This is a genomic window from Paenibacillus sp. 32352, from assembly GCF_002042965.1.
GTDB classification, from domain to species: Bacteria; Bacillota; Bacilli; order Paenibacillales; family NBRC-103111; genus Paenibacillus_S; species Paenibacillus_S vulneris.
Genome location: NZ_MZNT01000016.1, coordinates 1 through 18,176, shown reverse-complemented (window position 1 = coordinate 18,176; position 18,176 = coordinate 1). Strand labels below are relative to the sequence as shown.

16 protein-coding genes and 2 rRNA genes are annotated in these 18,176 nt (G+C 51.7%); 8 read left to right on the top strand and 10 right to left on the bottom strand.

The window, feature by feature from the left end:
• Positions 1-336: 336 nt before the first annotated feature.
• Positions 337-1,542 carry a Gfo/Idh/MocA family protein gene (locus tag B1728_RS29500; RefSeq protein WP_079914016.1) on the bottom strand — a complete coding sequence of 402 codons (1,206 nt, stop codon included), beginning with the start codon at positions 1,540-1,542 and terminating at the stop codon, positions 337-339.
• Positions 1,543-1,803: 261 nt separating this feature from the next.
• On the opposite strand from B1728_RS29500, the gene B1728_RS29495 reads away from it, so the two are divergent.
• The 4 genes from B1728_RS29495 to B1728_RS36455 all read left to right on the top strand — a co-directional run bounded on the left by B1728_RS29495 (position 1,804) and on the right by B1728_RS36455 (position 4,952).
• Complete coding sequence (locus B1728_RS29495) at positions 1,804-2,646, top strand: MurR/RpiR family transcriptional regulator (RefSeq protein ID WP_079914015.1); 843 nt, start codon at positions 1,804-1,806, stop codon at positions 2,644-2,646.
• Positions 2,647-2,666: 20 nt separating this feature from the next.
• Positions 2,667-3,395, top strand: coding sequence for a glucosamine-6-phosphate deaminase (gene nagB, locus B1728_RS29490; protein WP_079914014.1), 729 nt, complete (start codon positions 2,667-2,669; stop codon positions 3,393-3,395).
• Positions 3,392-4,576 (top strand): N-acetylglucosamine-6-phosphate deacetylase, encoded by a 1,185-nt coding sequence (gene nagA, locus B1728_RS29485; RefSeq protein WP_079914013.1) that lies wholly within the window; start codon positions 3,392-3,394, stop codon positions 4,574-4,576. The genes nagB and nagA overlap by 4 nt, the downstream gene beginning before the upstream one ends.
• A gap of 202 nt (positions 4,577-4,778) precedes the next feature.
• Positions 4,779-4,952 carry a hypothetical protein gene (locus tag B1728_RS36455; protein ID WP_179136254.1) on the top strand — a complete coding sequence of 58 codons (174 nt, stop codon included), beginning with the start codon at positions 4,779-4,781 and terminating at the stop codon, positions 4,950-4,952.
• Positions 4,953-5,469: 517 nt separating this feature from the next.
• Here B1728_RS36455 and murQ read toward each other — a convergent pair.
• The 7 genes from murQ to B1728_RS29450 form a co-directional block, all read right to left on the bottom strand.
• A complete protein-coding gene (murQ, locus tag B1728_RS29480) occupies positions 5,470-6,387 on the bottom strand; it encodes an N-acetylmuramic acid 6-phosphate etherase (protein WP_079914012.1) in 918 nt (305 codons plus the stop codon).
• Positions 6,380-7,423, bottom strand: coding sequence for an N-acetylglucosamine kinase (locus B1728_RS29475; RefSeq protein WP_179136253.1), 1,044 nt, complete (start codon positions 7,421-7,423; stop codon positions 6,380-6,382). The genes murQ and B1728_RS29475 overlap by 8 nt, the downstream gene beginning before the upstream one ends.
• Positions 7,424-7,501: 78 nt before the next feature.
• Entirely contained in the window at positions 7,502-8,326 is an 825-nt protein-coding gene (locus tag B1728_RS29470) for a carbohydrate ABC transporter permease (protein ID WP_079914010.1), read from the bottom strand.
• A 13-nt stretch (positions 8,327-8,339) separates the two neighbouring features.
• Entirely contained in the window at positions 8,340-9,293 is a 954-nt protein-coding gene (locus B1728_RS29465) for a carbohydrate ABC transporter permease (RefSeq protein ID WP_079914009.1), read from the bottom strand.
• Positions 9,294-9,327: 34 nt separating this feature from the next.
• On the bottom strand, positions 9,328-10,626 hold the full coding sequence (locus B1728_RS29460) for an ABC transporter substrate-binding protein (protein ID WP_079914008.1): 1,299 nt from the start codon (positions 10,624-10,626) through the stop codon (positions 9,328-9,330).
• 34 nt (positions 10,627-10,660) lie between these two features.
• Positions 10,661-11,689: a serine hydrolase domain-containing protein gene (locus tag B1728_RS29455; protein WP_079914007.1), complete on the bottom strand. Its 1,029-nt coding sequence runs from the start codon at positions 11,687-11,689 to the stop codon at positions 10,661-10,663.
• Complete coding sequence (locus B1728_RS29450; protein ID WP_079914006.1) at positions 11,682-12,542, bottom strand: MurR/RpiR family transcriptional regulator; 861 nt, start codon at positions 12,540-12,542, stop codon at positions 11,682-11,684. Before B1728_RS29450 ends, B1728_RS29455 begins: the two co-directional genes overlap by 8 nt.
• A gap of 215 nt (positions 12,543-12,757) precedes the next feature.
• Between B1728_RS29450 and B1728_RS29445 the strand changes: the two genes are divergently transcribed.
• The 4 genes from B1728_RS29445 (at position 12,758) to B1728_RS29430 (ending at position 17,673) form a co-directional block, all read left to right on the top strand.
• Complete coding sequence (locus B1728_RS29445; RefSeq protein WP_079914005.1) at positions 12,758-13,651, top strand: AraC family transcriptional regulator; 894 nt, start codon at positions 12,758-12,760, stop codon at positions 13,649-13,651.
• 121 nt (positions 13,652-13,772) lie between these two features.
• Positions 13,773-14,633: an ABC transporter substrate-binding protein gene (locus B1728_RS29440; protein ID WP_079914004.1), complete on the top strand. Its 861-nt coding sequence runs from the start codon at positions 13,773-13,775 to the stop codon at positions 14,631-14,633.
• 87 nt (positions 14,634-14,720) lie between these two features.
• Positions 14,721-15,104 carry a type 2 periplasmic-binding domain-containing protein gene (locus B1728_RS29435; RefSeq protein ID WP_079914003.1) on the top strand — a complete coding sequence of 128 codons (384 nt, stop codon included), beginning with the start codon at positions 14,721-14,723 and terminating at the stop codon, positions 15,102-15,104.
• Position 15,105: 1 nt separating this feature from the next.
• Complete coding sequence (locus tag B1728_RS29430; protein WP_079914002.1) at positions 15,106-17,673, top strand: glycosyl hydrolase family 95 catalytic domain-containing protein; 2,568 nt, start codon at positions 15,106-15,108, stop codon at positions 17,671-17,673.
• 133 nt (positions 17,674-17,806) lie between these two features.
• Here the strand turns inward: B1728_RS29430 and rrf are convergent.
• Positions 17,807-17,923: ribosomal RNA gene (gene rrf / locus B1728_RS29425) — 5S ribosomal RNA — on the bottom strand.
• A gap of 171 nt (positions 17,924-18,094) precedes the next feature.
• Positions 18,095-18,176: ribosomal RNA gene (locus tag B1728_RS29420) — 23S ribosomal RNA — on the bottom strand; the annotation flags it as partial.

The following is an 18,176-nucleotide window of genomic DNA, read 5'->3' as shown; positions in this document are numbered from 1 at the left end:
TACAAGTAATCGTAGGCAGACATTTGTGTAAAGGGAGGGAATTGGTTGCAGGATTCCGACCGCTGTTGAAGTCGTGTTCCTTTCATTATATGCTTGCAGCGGTTGGAACACGAGCTTCAAAGGCGGACGCTATCGCTTCTCCACCCGCAACCATTCCCTCTTTTGTTCTACGCTGCTGCTTACTTCGACTTCTTTTTACTGCAACTTCTCCACTGCAGCTTTTTCAGTTCATCTTCTTTTCTTCAACTCTATTTCAGTCTTCAACCGATTTTTATTCCGCAAAATCATCCTGCAGTGTCACATTTTTTTCTATACCATCGTTCCCCCGGCTGTCCATCATCCCACATAAGCACGATAGTTGCCTAATTCCGTCCGGTTCCCCTTCGCGGCCCATTCGTATCCAAGCTCGGAAGGAAGAGACCAACGATGATAGCTGTCAAGCAGAGCTTCCTTCAGTCCCTCCACCCACGTAAACCCGATCTCTTCATCGCGCCGGATACTTTCAACGGGAAACGAGTGGATATCCGGCATGGAACTCAGCATTCCGTTGGTGCACAGGACTTCGGCGTAGGCGGCCTCCAAGCCGCAGGGGATGCCCACCTCTCCCGAAGCGGCTGCCTGGATGCAGGTTCTCAGCTTACTCGCTTTGCGGGCTTCATAGACTCTAACCGTTCCGTCCTTGAACGCGGCTTCGATGCGGTTGCCGTTCTGACCGGAAGTATAGGTAATGACGGCATTTTCGAATTCATAGCAAAAAGAAGGTCCGAAGTTTTGGCTGACCGCATGCGTAGCGTAGAACAGCACCTCAACTCCGCCTTCTCCCTGAACTCTTACGGCGCACGTATCGAAATTCTCGATGGGGTTCGCACGGTACAGCTCGGCCTCCACACTTTGCAGACGCAGGCTTTCATCCGTTTTGGAACCCAAAATGTAAAACATATTATGCAAATAATGAGACGTTGCGTTATGAGCTACACTGTCCAAGATCCATTCGCCTTGGTCGCTCTTTTGCCGTCCTTTCCATCCGCTTGAAAAATAGCTGTCCGTTCTTCTCCAGAGCACGACGGTTTTGAGACGGACCGGCTTGCCGAACAGCCCTGACATGACATCCTGCTTCAGCTGCTGAATTTGAGGGGTAAAGGACCAGTCGAAGCCAATGGCAACGAACTTGCCTGAACGGTCGCGTGCCTCCATCATCTGGCGCACCTCCTGTACCGTAGCGGCAATCGGTTTTTCGCATAAGACGCTGCTTCCGTTCGCCAGAGCAAGGCAGGTTTGCTTGCAGTGAAATTGGATAGGGGTACTGATGACGGCCAGATCCGCTCTGTGATGGGCATAGAACTCCTCCATCGTTGTATAAAAGGGAACGTTCAACTCCTGAAGTGCCTGATAATGGTTGCTTTTTTCCGGATAAACGTCGACTACACCGGCAATCACCGGACGTATGTCGCTGTCATCATAAGCACGCAGCAGCTCATTGACATGGGTATTACCGTAGCCGCCAATGCCTACTAATAGGATGGATACTTGTTTTGCACTCATTTCCTCACCTCAGTTTCGGTTTTGATGTACATGTCAACCTGTCTCGTCAGGTTAGGCAAGCTTCATTCTACACCCGCCGTCAGGGAACGTCTTATAAAGTATGGAATTGGATTCTCAATTTTGGAACCGCTATCTTTTCAATTTCTTAAACCGGGTCGGAGGTTATTGCTATTGGTTTGGAAATTCGTTATAGTTAGGATGTAAAAGTTTTTCTTGTATTTTTAGTATATATGAAAATAATTTTCTTTTAAAGAGGTAAGTATGGCCGGAATATTAAGCGCTATTCAAGAGCAAATGGAATCGATGAACCCGAAGGAGAAGGAGATTGCCGCCTATGTCCTGGCCCACCCGCAAAATATCGTCCAAATGGGCATCACCGAGCTCTCACAGCAATCCGGAGGAAGCACGGCTACCATCTCCCGCTTCTGCAAGATGTTTCACTTTTCCGGCTACACGGAATTTAAAGTCAAGCTTGCGGCTGAGCTGGCTCAGCTGCCCTCGGTTCAATCTTATCAAGACATTATTGCGGGCAATCCGCTTTCAAGCATCGTTGCCGCCATGGAAGCCAATCACGTAAGCTCAATCACCGACACCACGCGCATGCTGGACCTGAAGCAGCTGCAGAAGGCGATCGACGCGCTCCAATCGGCACGACAGATCGATCTGTACGGCGTTGCTACGTCAGGGCTCGTTGCGCAGGACTTTTATCAAAAGCTGGTGCGCATCGGCAAACGGGCTTTCGCGTTCTCTGATCCGCATATGCAGATTACTTCCGCATCCAATCTTACGAGCGAGGATGTCGCTATAGGAATTTCCTATTCCGGGGAAACGGGGGAGACGGTCGCAGCGCTGAAATGCGCGGCCGAGAACGGAGCGACTACCATTTCGTTGACCAAGTTCGGCACGAATACGTTGACGTCCCTTGCCTCGATCTCTTTATTCACCTCCACCCTGGAGGAAGGAATGCGCCGCGGCGACATGGCATCGCGCATTGCCCAGCTGCATGTCATCGATATTTTGTTCGTCGGACTTATCAGCGACCGGTTCGATGAGCTGGTCCCCCGCCTTGAAACATCTTTTCACATGGTTAAAAAATACCGCTAATCACAAGGAGCAGATAACTCGTGAATCTACTGACCTTTGACTCTCATGAAAAGCTGCATGAATCCGGGGCGAGCATTATTACCGGACTCGTGCAAACGAACCCTCGCGCCGTCCTCGGCCTGGCCACGGGAGGAACGCCTATCGGCATTTATGAAGAAATCGTCAAGAGCTACCAGCGCGGTCTGGTAAGCTTCCGTGACGTGACTTCCTTCAACCTTGATGAATATGTGGGACTTCCGGAGGATCATGCCGAAAGCTATCGGAATTATATGAATACGCATCTGTTTAATCATATTGATTTGCCGCGCAGTCAAGCGCATATCCCTGACGGCAATGCCGCAGATCCGGCTGCCGAGTGCAAGCGGTACGATAAGCTATTGGAGCATGCCAAACAAATTGATCTGCAGCTGCTCGGTCTCGGACATAACGGGCATATCGGTTTCAATGAGCCGGACCATGCCTTGATCAGCGGGACTCATGTCGTGGAGCTGCGTGAAGAAACCCGTAAGGCGAACGCAAGGTTTTTTGAATCCATGGACCAGGTCCCTACTCATGCTTTGACCATGGGAGTAGGAACGATTCTTAAAGCCAAAATGATTTTGCTGGTTGTGAAGGGCGCGGACAAGGCCGAGATCGTCCATCGTGCCCTGACGGGACCTATTACTACGGATTGCCCTGCATCGCTGCTGCAAACGCATCCTCACTTAGTCGTACTGGTAGATTCGGAAGCTGGGAGGCTGTTCAAATGAGTCAAGTCAAAAGTACCTATCTCTATAATGTAAGAATCGTCACGCCTGATACAACCGTAAAGAACGGATGGATTCTGCTATCCGATGGACGCATCGCCGCTATCGGCAAAGAAACCGGGAGCGTCGAGCACGCCCGGACATTAGCCCGGGATTGCGAAGTGATTGACGGTCAAGGCGGCTATATATTGCCGGGCTTCATCGATGTCCACGTTCATGGAGGCTACGGACATGACTTTATGGATGCGGATGCCGAAGGACTCGATGCGATCACCCGCTTCCATGCTCAGAATGGTACGAGCATCATGCTGGCAACCACCGTTACCGCCTCCAAGGAGGATATCGATCAAGTACTCACGCGGGTTCAAAGCTACCGCGAGGCAGGAATGCCTTACGCCCAGCTGCACGGCGTTCATCTGGAGGGTCCCTACATCAGCGCCAAATGGCCCGGCGCGCAAAATCCGCAGTTCATCGTCCCTCCACAGCCGGTATGGCTGGAGGACTGGACGATGCGCTTCCCTGGTCTGATCAAGATGCAGACGCTGGCGCCGGAATCCGAAGGCGCCCTGGAATACATCGAGGCTCTGGCCCAGCAAGGCATCGTGGCCGCATTGGGTCATACGGATGCTTCGTATGATCAAGTGATGCTTGCCGCCGAGCATGGCTTGAGCCATGCCGTGCATACCTTCAATGCCATGACCCGCCTGCATCATCGCGAGCCGGGAACCGTCGGTGCGGTGCTCACCAACCCGGCGATCATGGCGGAAGTTATCGCCGACGGCCATCATGTCCATCCTGCCTGCATTCGCCTGCTGGCGCAAATGAAGGGCCCGGACAATCTGCTGCTCATTACCGACGCCATGTCCGCTGCGGGTCTCGGGAACGGCGAGTACAAGCTCGGCGGTCTCGACGTCATCGTACATGGCGGCGTTGCGCGGCTTAAGGAAGGCGACAGCCTGGCAGGCAGCACGCTGACCATGATTGAAGCATTCCGTTATGCCGTCCGTGAGGCCGGCATCAGTATCGAGCATGCAAGCCGCATGGCGAGCGGCACCCCGGCCCGCAGACTCGGCATCGAATCCGAGACCGGAGCGATTGAGGCAGGCAAGCAAGCGGACGTGCTGCTGCTTAACAAGGAGCTCGAGCTGGAACGCGTCTGGATTCAAGGACGCGTAATTCGCTAAAAAACTTGTACTCATCATTCTTAAATACTCAAACGCCAGGGAGCATCCGTATCAGCTCCTTGGCGTTTTATTTATACGCCGGCATCCCCTATGAATAAAGTCAATCCTCCAGGGAAGGTTATAGTTGAAATTTAAGGATGATTGCAGATGCTACAAGACGTTTTATGCTTTCAAAAGAGAACATAGAAGAGGAGGGATACGAATGACCGACGCGAAACCGAAGGGTCTTGTGGAGTTTCACCAGCCGCCTGCGAAGCTCGTGGCCGATAGAGCCGGAGATGAAGAGATGCGGGAGCATTTAGATGAAATGATCCAAAACGACGGCTATCCCGGAAGCTGCACGGTGGTAGATACCTCAGCGGAAGATAAGAGCTGAGCCATCATCTGCCACACCTTAATACAAAGCAGGCTGTGCCACTTATCATCATGGCCAGCCTGCTTCTTCCTGTTTTCGTGAATTGCGCCAAGTACAGCCTGATGGAACCAATCCTCGACTTAACGCGTTCATGAACAATGATGGGCTTCATACAGCGAATTCTTTTATTGCTTAGTCCATACATGATTTGCCCATTGTATAAGGCGAAGCTGAAACAGCGATTCGGTCTCCACATCCGGAGCCGATGTCCCTGCCTTACTCTCCCTCCACCAACAAAAAAGCTTGGCCACTAGGCCAAGCTTCAGGTTGTTGAGAAATCCTGTTTTGCGAGAACTATGCTGAGAGTGGGGTATGCCTCGGAGGAGCGATAGCGTCCGCCTTTGAAACCCGTGAAAATACTGATAAAAATAGAATCAACTTTCACGGGTTTCAACAGCGGCTGGAGGGGTATACCCCACCGGAATGTATCGGAATAGTTCAAGCACTTCAGGCTTCCCAAAAGGCTCAAGCTTGGCCGCTAGGCCAAGCTTTTCCTCTCCAGCCACTTGATCGCCTCACCAAAATGCTGGCCGCACTCCGTCAGCGCTTCTACCGCCTGTTCCTTCTCTACGCCGAAGCGGATCATCAGGATCGCCACTCGGGCGTCGCCATCTGCCTGATGGGCAAAGGCCGCGGCCACCTCGCGATCCACCTTGGCAGCTTCGCTTACGATTCTTACTACCCGGTCGCGAAGCTTCTCGTTGGTCGCCTGCACGTTGACCATCAGGTTGCCATATACCTTACCTAGCCGGATCATCACCGTCGTTGTAATCATGTTCAGCACCATCTTGGTTGCCGTTCCCGCTTTGAGACGGGTGGAGCCGGTGACGATCTCCGGGCCTACCGGCACTTCAATGGGGTATTCCGCGGCCTGGCTAAGCTTAGTGCTCTCATTGCAGGAGATGCCTGCGGTCAATGCCCCTATCTCCCGCGCACGACGGATCGCGCCGATGACATAAGGCGTATTGCCGCTGGCTGCAATGCCTACTACAGCATCGTTTGCCGTGACATACGCTTCGATCTCCCTCGCTCCCGCTTCATCGTCATCCTCCGCATTTTCAATCGCCGTCGTAATGGCCGTCTCTCCCCCGGCTATCAGTCCGGTGACAAGCGACTTGTCGACGCCGAATGTCGGCGGACATTCGGAGGCGTCCAGTACGCCTAATCTCCCGCTGGTTCCGGCTCCTACGTAGAATAACCTCCCTCCGCGCCTCATCACTTCCACTATCGTTTCGACAGCACGAGTGATCTGTGGCAGCGAGCGCTGCACGGAGCTGGCAACCGTCTGATCTTCTTCATTCATTAATCGGATAATTTCAGGAACGCTAAGCTGGTCCAATTGTGCTGATTTGGCGTTCCTCTGCTCGGTTACGGGTTGTACTGTGCTTTTATCCAACTGACGCTTCCCCTCCTGCCTCCCAGTCGGCAATATGCTGTTTGATGTTATCGGTTATTTGTATCCCCGCTTGCTTTAACGCAAGAATATAGCAGCCGGCCGCAGGCGGGATGCCAAGCCTTCTTAAGCTTAGCCCGCTTGCCGCGACAGCTTCGTGGGCTGACAGCCGGCGCACGAACCCCTCGTTTGCGAATAATCCCCCGCTTAGTACAACCGGCAGCCGGGATACATCGGCATCCGGACGCAGCTCTGTCAGCCTTCTTTTTGCCGTAATGATAAGCTCGGCCAGCTCGGCAGCAGCCTTTTGTACAATCTTCTCCGCCACTTCATCCCCTTGCTCTGCTGTCATCAAGGTCCATTTGGCCGCATCGGCAATCACCGTACGAGGATTCGCCTGGCTGTACACATAGCTGATGATCTGATCAGGGTCGGACAGCGACCAATATGCCAATAGCCGCTCCGTCAACCGGGTCTTCACTCCTCGCCCGTCATGCTCCTTCATGACAGCCACCAAGGCCTGTCTGCCAATATCATAGCCGCTGCCCTCATCACCCAGCAAATATCCCCATCCGCCTACGCGAACATAAGTGTCGCTTTCCGGCAAATAGCCGTAGGCGATAGATCCCGTTCCCGAGATGAGAACAATGCCGCCTTCCCCCCAGGTGCCGGCCGCCAACGCGGTAATCGCATCATTATGAACCGTAATGGCGGCATGCTCGGGGAGCAGCTCCCGCATGAACGCATACAAGCGTTTCCTCTCCTCCGGCCGGTCCGCCCCGGCCAAGCCGAGAAACACTCCGGCCAATTGGTCCATAGGACTCCTAGACAGCTCCAACGCCTGTTCAATAAGCTCTTTCAGCACGCGCTTTACTTCGTCCCACGGACGGGATTTGATGCTGCTCGATTCTCCATAGCAGATGGCCAATATGCGGCCGGTGCCGTCGCCGATGATGCAGGCGGTCTTGGTCCCTCCGCCATCGATCCCGATATATCTTCGGTTCCTGAGCTCTTCCTCTGCTTGTTCTCTCTTATCCATCAGCCGCAATCCCCCTTTCATCGAAAGCCTCGTTTACTACCCTTGTCGGATACGGCCAATACCGGCTGCTTTGCCATCCTATTTGACGGCTCCGGCAGTCATCCCTTCCATGAACTGCTTGGATGCCACGGCGAACAAAATGATCATCGGCAGCGACGACAGCGTCAGCCCCGCGAACAGCACGCTCCAGTCCGTGGAGTACTCGCTGAACAGCGTCAGCATACCTACGGGAATCGTCTTTTTCGCTTCCTCTTGAACGAAGATTAACGGAAAGAAGAAATCGTTCCAGACAGTAATAAAATTCATGATCATAACCGTGCCCAACGCCGGCCTCATCAACGGCGCAATAATGCGCACCAAAATATTCAGATTCGAGCAGCCGTCGATTCTCCCTGCTTCCTCCAGCTCCTTAGGCAGCGTCCGGAAAAATCCCGTCAAGATGAGAACCGCCAAAGGGAGACCTATCGCCACATAGACCAATATCAGCGACAACTGCGTATTCAGCAGCTGCAAATTTTTCATCAGCATAAACAGCGGTACAATCCCCAGCTTGATCGGTATCATCATGCCTAATAGAAAGTAGAAGAACAGCGCCCCATTCCACTTAAACGAAAAACGCGCGATATAGAACGAAGCGAGCGACCCGAATACGATGATCAATGTGACGGAGATGATGCTTACTGCCGCGCTGTTCCAGAAGTAGTCGAAGTAATGGACCTGCTCCAGCAGCTTGCGGTATGCCGCAAGACTCCACACATCAGGCAAAGCGAGCGGGTTTTTGAAAATTTCGATGTTCGTTTTCAGCGATGAAAGCAGCATGAGGAAGATCGGGTAGAGACTTAAGACGGAGAACAAGAAAGCAATAACATACTGCACAATGCGGATTCCAAGCGAATGTTTCAATGCAAGCCCTCCTCTACTCGATGTCTTTTTTCTTCATCAGTGCCATGAAAATCGCCGATAACGAAGCGATAATGAAAAATAATGTGACCGCCAGCGCCGAACCAAGACCGATAGCCGTTCCGTCGCCGCTTGAGGAGCCAAATGCCGTACGGTAAAAGAACACGGCCAGCGTATCCGTCGAATGAACCGGTTCCCCCTGCGACCCCTGCATCGCGTACACCAGCTCAAACGCTTCAAAGGCTTGCACGAAGGTGAATACCGTAATAATAACGACGGACTGCATCATCATCGGTAATATGATCGACCGGATCAGCCTGAAGCCTTTTACCCCGTCCAGCCGTGCCGCTTCCAGCACCTCTTGAGAGATGGAGTGCAGGCCAGCCAGCAGAATCAACACCGCGAAGCCGATACCGAACCAGCAGTTCGCCAGAATAATGGCTGTCAACGCGGTGACGGGCTCTCCGAGCCACGGTCTCGCCCACTGCTCCAGGCCGATTTGCTTCAGAAACACATTGACGGCTCCGAAGTTCGGATTCAGCATCAGCTTCCACAGAAAGCCTACAACAATGACGGACAAGAGCCTCGGCAAAAAGTAGGCCATTTTGAACAGCTCTGCGCCCTTGACCTTCGAGAAAATGATATAGGCCAATACAAAAGCGATGCCGTTTTGGAAAATCATTTCCAGCACAAAATAATACGCGTTATGGGCAAGGGAATTCCAGAAATACGTATTGAAGGGTTCTTTCGTAAACAGCGTGACGAAATTTCCGATACCGAGAAAAGCGCCTTTCCTTAAGCCCTGCCAGTCGAACAAGCTGTAGCTGAATGCAGCCAGAATCGGGTAAACGATGAACAGCGTAAAGACGGCGAGGGCCGGAATCGGAAACAGATGAATAAATCCTTTTCTCCAGTTGAATGATTTAGGCTTATGCTTGGGTGCTTGCAGTTGAACATTCGTTCCATTCATGTGCGCCTCGCCGCCTTTTCCATCTGTATTTTACTTACTTGCCTGCAGGCTTGAACCAGGTATCCGCGCTTTTTTGCACTTCCTCCACAACGTCTTGCGGCGTTTGCTTATTCAGATACATACCCTGCAGCGCCGTTTCCAGTGTGACCTTGGTTGTAGGGTTGCCGGAGCTGAAATGAACCACAAACATATAAGGAGTAGAGATGCTGTTGGCAAATTTGGAAATCTTCGTGACGATCGGATCCGCCGCTTCCACACCTGGAATGGTGCTAGGCTTCATCAGCTCGTTCGCTACAAGCTGACCGAAATCCTTGGTCGTCATAAACTCGATGAATTTCATGGCCTCCGCTTTATTCTTGGACGCTTTGTTAACCGAGAACGATCCGTCTACCCAGGTGGTTACCGTCGCTTTGCCGCCTGCAGGAGCAGGTACCGGGAAAACATCCATTTCCAGCGCCGGGTTCATCTTCTTCATCACCGCAAGCTCCCAGTCTCCCATGACCATCATGCCGGCCTGCTCGGTAACGAACAGATTGCGCATGTCATCCATGGAAATACCGACATAGTTATCCGGGAAATATTTCGTTAAGCCTTGCATCATCTGGATGGAGTCGACAAACGCCTTATCCTTGAAGTTCGTTTGGCCCGACGTTATTTTGCTTACAAAATCGTTAGCGCCATAAAAGCCTGGCCCCAGAGCTCCGTGCGTCAACGACAAAATCCAGCCTTCCTTGGAGCCGAACGCAAACGGAGTCACCTTGTTTTGCTTCAGCGTATCCGCCGCTTTGATCAAATCATCCCAGGTCTTCGGTTCCTCGATATTGAATTTCTTGAACAGCTTCTTGTTATAAAAAATTTGGGTGGAGCTGAACACGGTGGGAACGCCGTATACCTTGCCATCCTTGCCGGTCGCCGCCGCCAGTGTATCCTTGGACATGACGCTTAACCCTTTGACCGAATCCAACGGCTCCAGGTACCCTGCATCCGCCAGGGCAATGCCCGCCGCATAAGGACGAAGCTGAATAATGTCCGGACCGCTGCCGGTTTGAAGCGCCGTATTCAATACCGTATTATATTCCGTGTTTTTGGTCGGCTTGAACTCAATTTCCACGTTCGGATTTTTCTTCTGATACTCTTTAATAATTTTTTCGTAGGCATCCTTATCCTCGGTCCGCCAGCTGCCCATCGTCAGCTTCACTTTTTGCTGCGGCTGCGTTGATGCCTCCCCCTTGTTATCCTTTGGAGCCGTCGTGGCCGCAGGCGTGTTCGATGAGCTGCAACCGGCCAGTGACGCTGCCAATATTGCTGCAAGAACCAGAGAAACATGTTTCATGTTGATTATTCCTCCCTTTATTGTTCTTCTTTTTTTATTTAACCCCATGAATCGAGGAATAAATACTTTGGTGTAACAGCGGCCGCAGCTCTCTTATCGGAGTTGCCCTTCCGTAATGAACGGCATTCGTCAGAAACACTACCACCAGCCCGCTTACGGGCTCTATCCACAGGCTCGTTCCGGTAAAGCCGGTATGTCCGAAGCTTCCATGGGGCCAATGGCTGCTGCAGCTCGGTGCAGACTCCTGCCCGTGCCATACCTCCCAGCCAAGCCCGCGTCCCAGAAACGGCTCCGTTATACAGCGCCTGCGCCACTCCTCCGGCAGTACGCTCGGGTTCGCCGGCAGCCAGCTTCTCCCGTATCGCGCCAGGTCGGCTGCCGTGGCAAACAGCCCCGCACTTCCCGACACCCCGCCGAGCTGATAGCTCTTCTCGTCATGTACCTCGCCGTGAATGAAGGCTCCGTTATACTCCTCCGTCGGAGCAATGCGGTACCTATCCTTCGCTTCCGGCAAGAACGTCGTATGGTCCATTCCGAGCGGGAGATGAATTTCCCGGCGGACGAATTCGTTCAGCCTCTCTCCCGTTATCCGTTCAACCGCGGTACCAAGAAGAATAAACCCCAGATCGCTGTACTTTACCTGCGTCCCCGTCTCATAGATCAATTCCTGCTCGAATACTTCGCGCATCACATCCCGGGCTTCCAGTCGGTCCACCTTCGGCAAATCCGGCGGAAGGCCGGATGAGTGCTGCAGCAAGTGACGAATCGTAACCTGCGGGTGACGAAATTCAGGGAAGTACCGCTGTACCTGGTCTTCAAGCTTCATCTGTCCTCTGGACACCAGCAGCATGACCGCCGGCAGTGTCGCCGTCACTTTGGTTAAGGATGCGATATCAAAAAGCGAATCCAGTGTTAGCGCTTTCTTCTCTTCGGAGCTTGAAAGCCTGTAGCCTCCAAACGCCTGCTGCAGCCTTGTATGGCCGCCAACGGAAATATCGATTACAGCCCCGGGGATACTCCCGGCAGCTACCCAGCCTTCAATAAGTTGTATTATGTTATCCATTTCGCTTGGACCCGCTCACCGCTTTACGCGTCCTTTCCAGGGATTGGATGCTCTCCTCGTACGTCCGGCTGGCTATACCTACATAGAGGATGTCGATGACGTTCAGCTGCGCGATTCTTGATGCCATGGCGCCGCTTCTTATGCTCTGCTCCAATGAGCTCGTGAATAACCGGATATCGGCCATTTCCGCCACCGGATTGCTCCCGAACTTCGTCAAGGAAATGAGGGTTGCGCCGGATTCCTTGGCAATCTGCAGCGACTGAATAATATTTTCCGTCTGACCCGAATAGGAAATACCAAAGGCTACATCTTCCTTGGTCATGTTAGCCGCCAGCGTAGCCTGGGAATCAAAATCCGGCGCTGCCTCGCACCAGCGGTTAATCCGGGACAGCTTCTGCTTGAAGTCCTGGGCAATAACCGCCGAGGCCCCCACTCCAAAGAAGTACACCCTTCTTGCGCTGCTTAAGCAGTCTATCGCCCGCTCCACATCTTTAGGCGAAAGCACGGTCAACGTATCTTGAATGGAAAGCGTATTGTTATGGGAGATGGATTGGATTAAATCCTGCACCGATCCGTCAATTTGTATTTCCTGATAGGAGTTCGTTTCAGAGTGAACGGCTTTGGCCAGATCCGCCGCAATGCGCAGCTTCAGCTCCTGGAACCCCTTAAGATGAAGAGATCGGGCCAGTCTGACAATAGTGGCTTCACTGACCCCCGCCAGCTCCGCTACTTTCTGCACGGAAGCATTGACGACCGTCTCCGGATGATCCACGATGTATTGTGCAACCTTCTGTTCTGTCGGCTTTAACGTTTGCAGAGCTTCCTTTATTCCAATCAGACCGCCGTTTAACATAAGGGATATCTCCTTTGTGCCCGTTTCTTTACAAGTAGGAAAAGAACATTTACAATCTCATTATAAAATAAAATTTCCTAAAGTAAATACATTTTTGAAATTTTATTTCAGATTCTTTTTGACACATTTCTACACTTCTTACTGCCGTCACAAAGGTTTTTTGCTCCCAGGCATGGAATTAAAATAAGGTAGAAAAAGGATCGGAGGTGCATCGGATGCAAATTGTGACATTTAGAAGGTGGATCAACAATTTATACCTTTTTAATTACAAACATACGTACACCGCATCTATCGAGCATTTTCATGCCCATGACGGTTTGGAGCTATTATATATCCATGAAGGCAGCGGAACGTTCGTTATCAACGATTCGGTCTTTCAGGTGCGTCCCCGCACCTTGATTTTGATCAAGCCGTTTCAAATCCATTACATGCGCATGGAATCCCCCCCGGATTATACTCGCAGCATATTGAAGATCAAAGTATCGTCCATCGGACCGTTCGCTTCTTCGTTTCCTTACCTGTCTTCATTCCTGACGCAACTACTGGATAATAAAATGAGCCGGCAGCTGTTTTATTTAACCGATGAACAGGCGGCATACCTCGAGAGTCAATTCAGTGAGATGAATGACATCCTGTCTAACGCCCCGGAAATGATGCATCGTGAAGCAGTGCTCTTGTTTTTTTACCAGTTCTTTTCCTATTTTCAACGAAAGCTGTACACAGCCGAAGAGCTGTCCAAAGAACCGTTCACTCAAGCTTCGACGCAGCATATTAACAACATTTTGAAATGGATCAACGATCATTACAAAACGCACTTCAAAATGGAGGACATCGCCCGGGACTTGCATTTGTCTCCCAATTATTTGTCGAAGCTGTTCAAAGAGCAGATCGGCAAAACCATAACCGAATATACAAGCGAAAAACGTTTGGAGGAAGCGCGGGCGCTGCTTCATTCCGAGGATCTGTCCATCAAGCAGATCAGTGTCCAGACAGGCTTTCATTCCCCGTCCTATCTCATCTACTCGTTCAAGAAAAAATTCGGTATGACTCCCCATCAGTACGCGGCAGGGGTGAAAAAGCTGATACATCAGCTACGAGAAAAAGATTGACCTATTGTAAGCGCTATCATATCTAGGATAGCATTTTGATACTTTTCTATGGCATTGTGATATTCAGTTTACTATAAGATGAACTCAAATCCACACAGGTAAAAATGGGGAGGGTTCATGTTTGGTAAATAAGAAAGCTATAACCTCGCTTCTGCTCGTCACGGCTGTCATGATGTCCGGCTGCAGCACTCAAGAAAGTTCCTCCGCAAAAAGCTCCGGGGACCCTGGTAAGACTGAAGCCGCTGCAGCGAACACACCGTTTACCTTGCTGTTTTACACGGCTCAAAACGGCAACTATGCGAATGAGGACAACTTCTCCAAGGAGATCGGCGATTTTATTACGGCGAAATTCCCTCATATCAAGGTCGAGCATATCCATAAGGGCAAAGGACAAGATTATCCTGACTTGATTGCCGCCGGCACGATTCCCGATATTATTCTAGAAAGCAGCACCAACGTAAAGCCCAGAATTATGGCGAATGATCTTCATTACGATTTGTCGGAGCTGATCAAAAAGCATAATTTCGATTTGAACAGGATTGATTCCACAGTGCTTCAGGTTTTGAAAAACTGGGGTGACGGAAAGCTGTACGGTCTTCCTTTCATGGGAAGCAACCTGATTCTTGGATATAACAAGGATATATTCGATAAATTCGGCGTTCCTTACCCTAAGGACGGCATTACCTGGGACGAAGTGTATGATTTGGTCCGCAAGGTGTCCCGGGCAGAGAACGGCGTAAATTACGTCGGTCTTCGTTACAACAGCCCTCTTGTGTTCAAATATAACCAAAGATCGCTTGGCTTTATGAGCGAAAAAGAGGACAAGGCGGCAGTCAATACGGATGCCTGGAAGGATCTGTTCGCGAACTTCAAACGAATCTACGACGTGCCCAATAACGAGATTTCCATCCCGGGGGAGTTTGCCGGAGGAACCGAAGCGATGGACTTGAACGTTACCGAGAAGCTGATCACCTGGTCTTAAAAAAATCCAAGCGCCAACTGGGACATTACTGCAGCTCCTGTCTTCAAGGACGCCCCGAAGGTCGGCTTCCAGCCTAATTTCTACTCGATGTATGTGACCAAGCAATCCAAGCATAAAGATGAGGCATTCGATGTCATCGCGTACCTGCTGTCGGATGAAGTGCAGACGCAGCTATCCAAAAAAGCGCTGCTCACGCCTCTTGCGGATAAAAAGATCCAAGGCGTGTTCGGCCAGGATATTGAATCGCTAAAAGGGAAAAACCTGCAGGCTGTCTTCTATAACCGTTACGCGGCCCCTGCACCGATCCGCGATGCGAACTTGACGTTCGCCGATGTAGCCGGTGTCCCCGGCAATTCATTCGACAAAATGCTTAAAAACCAAACGGATATTAATACGGCATTAAGGGAGGCCGAGGAAACGATCAACAAAGCTTTGACGGACGCCAAGGCCCAGGGAGGAGGCGGCAAATAGAATGAATCAGCTGCCTTGGCAGGGCTATCTCCCTCTAAAGGATATGGCTAAACAAGTGCAAATCCGGAGAACCTTGCACCCCACTTGTCCGCAGCCTCAAGCGGCCTGGTCGATGGACTCGAAGCTGTACCTAAACCACCCGTCCATCAAGGCGGCTTTATGGGGCCCTCCGGAGCAAATTACATTAAGCATGATAAAGTCGGATGTCTTCGATCGAAGAATAGCGGATCCACCTGTACTGACTCTGAAGGAGCTTCGGGAGGGAGCTTATTCCCAAGCGAATGAAGGCTTCCTGGACATTCAGCCGTCAGGCAATACTAGGCCCAAATACGGCTCCCTTGACCCGAGAGGCGGCCGTAGAGAGCCTTATGCCGCTTTTCGCGCCTACCCGTTTCCTTGCCAAAAGCCGGTGGGGCAGATCATCGTCCGCTGCAACGATTTCCAAGGATGCGATCCGGTACAAACCGTTCAGCAGTGCAGCAGCGGATTAACAAGCAGCACTCTGGTTCATGGGAAAGCTTCTCTTCAGCTAGATGTGCTTCTCTCGATGAAGCGCAGCGTTATTGCGATGCGGACGGAGTTCTCCGGATTGTCTTATCCTCTTTCGTTCCGCTTATACCGCCATAGAGACCAGGCGCATCGCATGTACATGAATGCTGAAGGAACGGAATTCAAGCCTATGGAGGAACGGCAGCCCGTCTATCTGCCTAGAGGCAGCGCTCAGCCCGTTGAATACTATCATTATGAACGTGACGCCGCATGGAACGGCCCGATAGAGCCTCCCGAGAGCGGCAGCGAGGGCAGATTTTTTTGGATTCGGCAGCGGCTGCCTGCCGAGAAGACCTTTCCCGATGGCTTCGAATATGTAGTAATGGGACTTGTCAACGGCAGCGATGCGGAGCTTGAAACCGTCGAAAATGGCTTTGGTCTCGGCACGCCACCATATGCCGATGAAGGCTGGACATTTCACGAGAAGGACTATGCCCGCATTCGGCAGGCACCGGGCGCCGCGGCTACAGCGGCCTTGAACCGGCTCAGCTCCGGTCAGGCCACGCTCTATACCGTTGTCGTCACCTCCAATGATGCTGCCGACATTATGGAATTTGCGAAACGGCAGCTTCTGGAAGCCGAAACGGACGGATTCGAAGCCTTGCTGAAGGAGAATACCGATTGGTATGATGCGTTATACGATAAAAGGGAGCATGGACGAGTACTGTATCCCGGAGATTCGTATTATGAGAAGGAAATAACCCACCTGTTCAACAGCTGGGCCTGCAAGCACAGCGGCGGGTGCCGAACCGATTCCCGCAAATTTGAGGCAAGTGCCTCCTATGCAGGTATCGAAACAGACGTCCAACCTTGGCACAGTCTGCCATGCTATAATGAGCTGTTTTATACGCCCATGGTCGTCCGTTCCCGGGAGGACGCTCTGGATATGTGGTGGCAGCTGGTCGAGCACTGGCTCCCGGCGGCGCGGAAGAATGCTTCCGAGGTATACGGCCTCCCGGGCATGATCCTTGTGCACGGGTATTTGCCTCCGGTCAAGCCGGACCGTTACGTCCACACGAACTCGACGCTGGAGCTCTGTCTGGAAACAGGAGCTCAGGTGCTTAAAGTACTATGGGATATGTGGGATTACGCGGCAGATGAAGCCTTAATGCAGCGATTGTTATACCCGGCTTTGCGTGATCTCGCGATCTTCTACCTATCCTATCTCGAGCTGCAGGAGGACGGTCACTTCCACATCGTCCCTGCCGTCGAAGCGGAAAGCTGGGGCATCCAGCCGAAGTTCGAATACAACCGGGATACGATCAGCGCAATCTCTATGTTCCGCTGGACCTTTCACAGAGCCGCCGAGCTCGCCGATTATTTAGGTACGGATCCGAATTTGAAAGCGGATTGGCTGCATGCGGCCAACAACCTCCCTCCTTATCCGACTTACGAAACGGAGGAAGGTCTTATCTATGCGGGCGTTCCAGGTATCAAGCCGAGGTGGTCCAAAGGCTGTCATCCTTGGTATATCGGTGTCTACCCAACTACCTTAGCCGATGAAATCAACCTGGATAGCAGTCCGAAGGAAAAGGAGATTATGCTGCGCACCGTTCGAAGCGTGCCTGCCGGTCATAACCGACCGGTTTATGTACTGCTTGGAGAGTGTAAGGATAGGTTCCCCACGGTGGACGGCGTGCATCCAAGAACAATCGAAACCTATGCCGACCTGTGCATCGCAATTAACGAAGACCCGGAACGGGTCATTAACAGCCGGAGCGGACGTATACATTTGTTCCCAGTCGTACCGGATTGGGCCGAAATTTCGTTTCGACGATTTCAAGCCCGCGGCGGCTTTTGGGTATCCGCATCGCGAACTTCAGCCGGGGTGGCTTTCGTCGAGATAGAAGCCCGCCGCTCTACCCTGTGTCGGATTATGAACCCATGGCCGGGAGAAGATATAACGGTCGTGGAGATCAATACAGGCGATCTTATCGATTTCAAAGTCGACAGAGCTGAGCAGGAGTGTATCCTATTTGAAGCCGAAAAAGGCAAGACCTATCGATTGGTAAAGGTATAAAACGCAGGCCGTTTTCGGAAATCGATTCTTTCGAAAACAGCCTCTTTTTTAAGTTTTCAGGTTCAATTAGCTTATGCTGGTTCAAGCGCACAAAAAAAAGCAGCTGATCTGATTAAAAGATCAACTGCTTTTTGCTTGGCGACGTTCTACTCTCCCAGGACCCTTCGGTCCAAGTACCATCGACGCTGGAAGGCTTAACGTTCGTGTTCGGTATGGGTACGCGTGGTTCCCTTCCGCCATCATCACCAAACGGTATCGATGTTTCTGCCAAGAAACATCTAAGTTTCATTCAAGGTGGCTTGCACCCTGAAAACTAGATACGAAATGCATGCGTAAAGTTCGTGAATTAGTTTCCCGTTTTTTCCGGGCCTGCGACGCTTTCGCATCGCAGCTCTCTGACCATACTTCGTATGGCAGATAATTGGTTAAGCCCTCGACCGATTAGTATTCGTCAGCTCCACACGTTGCCGTGCTTCCACCCCGAACCTATCTACCTCGTCGTC

Bases quoted from the DNA above. Each gene is read 5' to 3' on its own strand.
- B1728_RS29500 (WP_079914016.1), bottom strand. From the start codon at position 1,542: ATGAGTGCAAAACAAGTATCCATCCTATTAGTAGGCATTGGCGGCTAC.
- B1728_RS29495 (WP_079914015.1), top strand. From the start codon at position 1,804: ATGGCCGGAATATTAAGCGCTATTCAAGAGCAAATGGAATCGATGAAC.
- nagA (WP_079914013.1), top strand. From the start codon at position 3,392: ATGAGTCAAGTCAAAAGTACCTATCTCTATAATGTAAGAATCGTCACG.
- B1728_RS36455 (WP_179136254.1), top strand. From the start codon at position 4,779: ATGACCGACGCGAAACCGAAGGGTCTTGTGGAGTTTCACCAGCCGCCT.
- B1728_RS29475 (WP_179136253.1), bottom strand. From the start codon at position 7,423: ATGGATAAGAGAGAACAAGCAGAGGAAGAGCTCAGGAACCGAAGATAT.
- B1728_RS29465 (WP_079914009.1), bottom strand. From the start codon at position 9,293: ATGAATGGAACGAATGTTCAACTGCAAGCACCCAAGCATAAGCCTAAA.
- B1728_RS29460 (WP_079914008.1), bottom strand. From the start codon at position 10,626: ATGAAACATGTTTCTCTGGTTCTTGCAGCAATATTGGCAGCGTCACTG.
- B1728_RS29455 (WP_079914007.1), bottom strand. From the start codon at position 11,689: ATGGATAACATAATACAACTTATTGAAGGCTGGGTAGCTGCCGGGAGT.
- B1728_RS29450 (WP_079914006.1), bottom strand. From the start codon at position 12,542: ATGTTAAACGGCGGTCTGATTGGAATAAAGGAAGCTCTGCAAACGTTA.
- B1728_RS29445 (WP_079914005.1), top strand. From the start codon at position 12,758: ATGCAAATTGTGACATTTAGAAGGTGGATCAACAATTTATACCTTTTT.
- B1728_RS29435 (WP_079914003.1), top strand. From the start codon at position 14,721: ATGTATGTGACCAAGCAATCCAAGCATAAAGATGAGGCATTCGATGTC.
- B1728_RS29430 (WP_079914002.1), top strand. From the start codon at position 15,106: ATGAATCAGCTGCCTTGGCAGGGCTATCTCCCTCTAAAGGATATGGCT.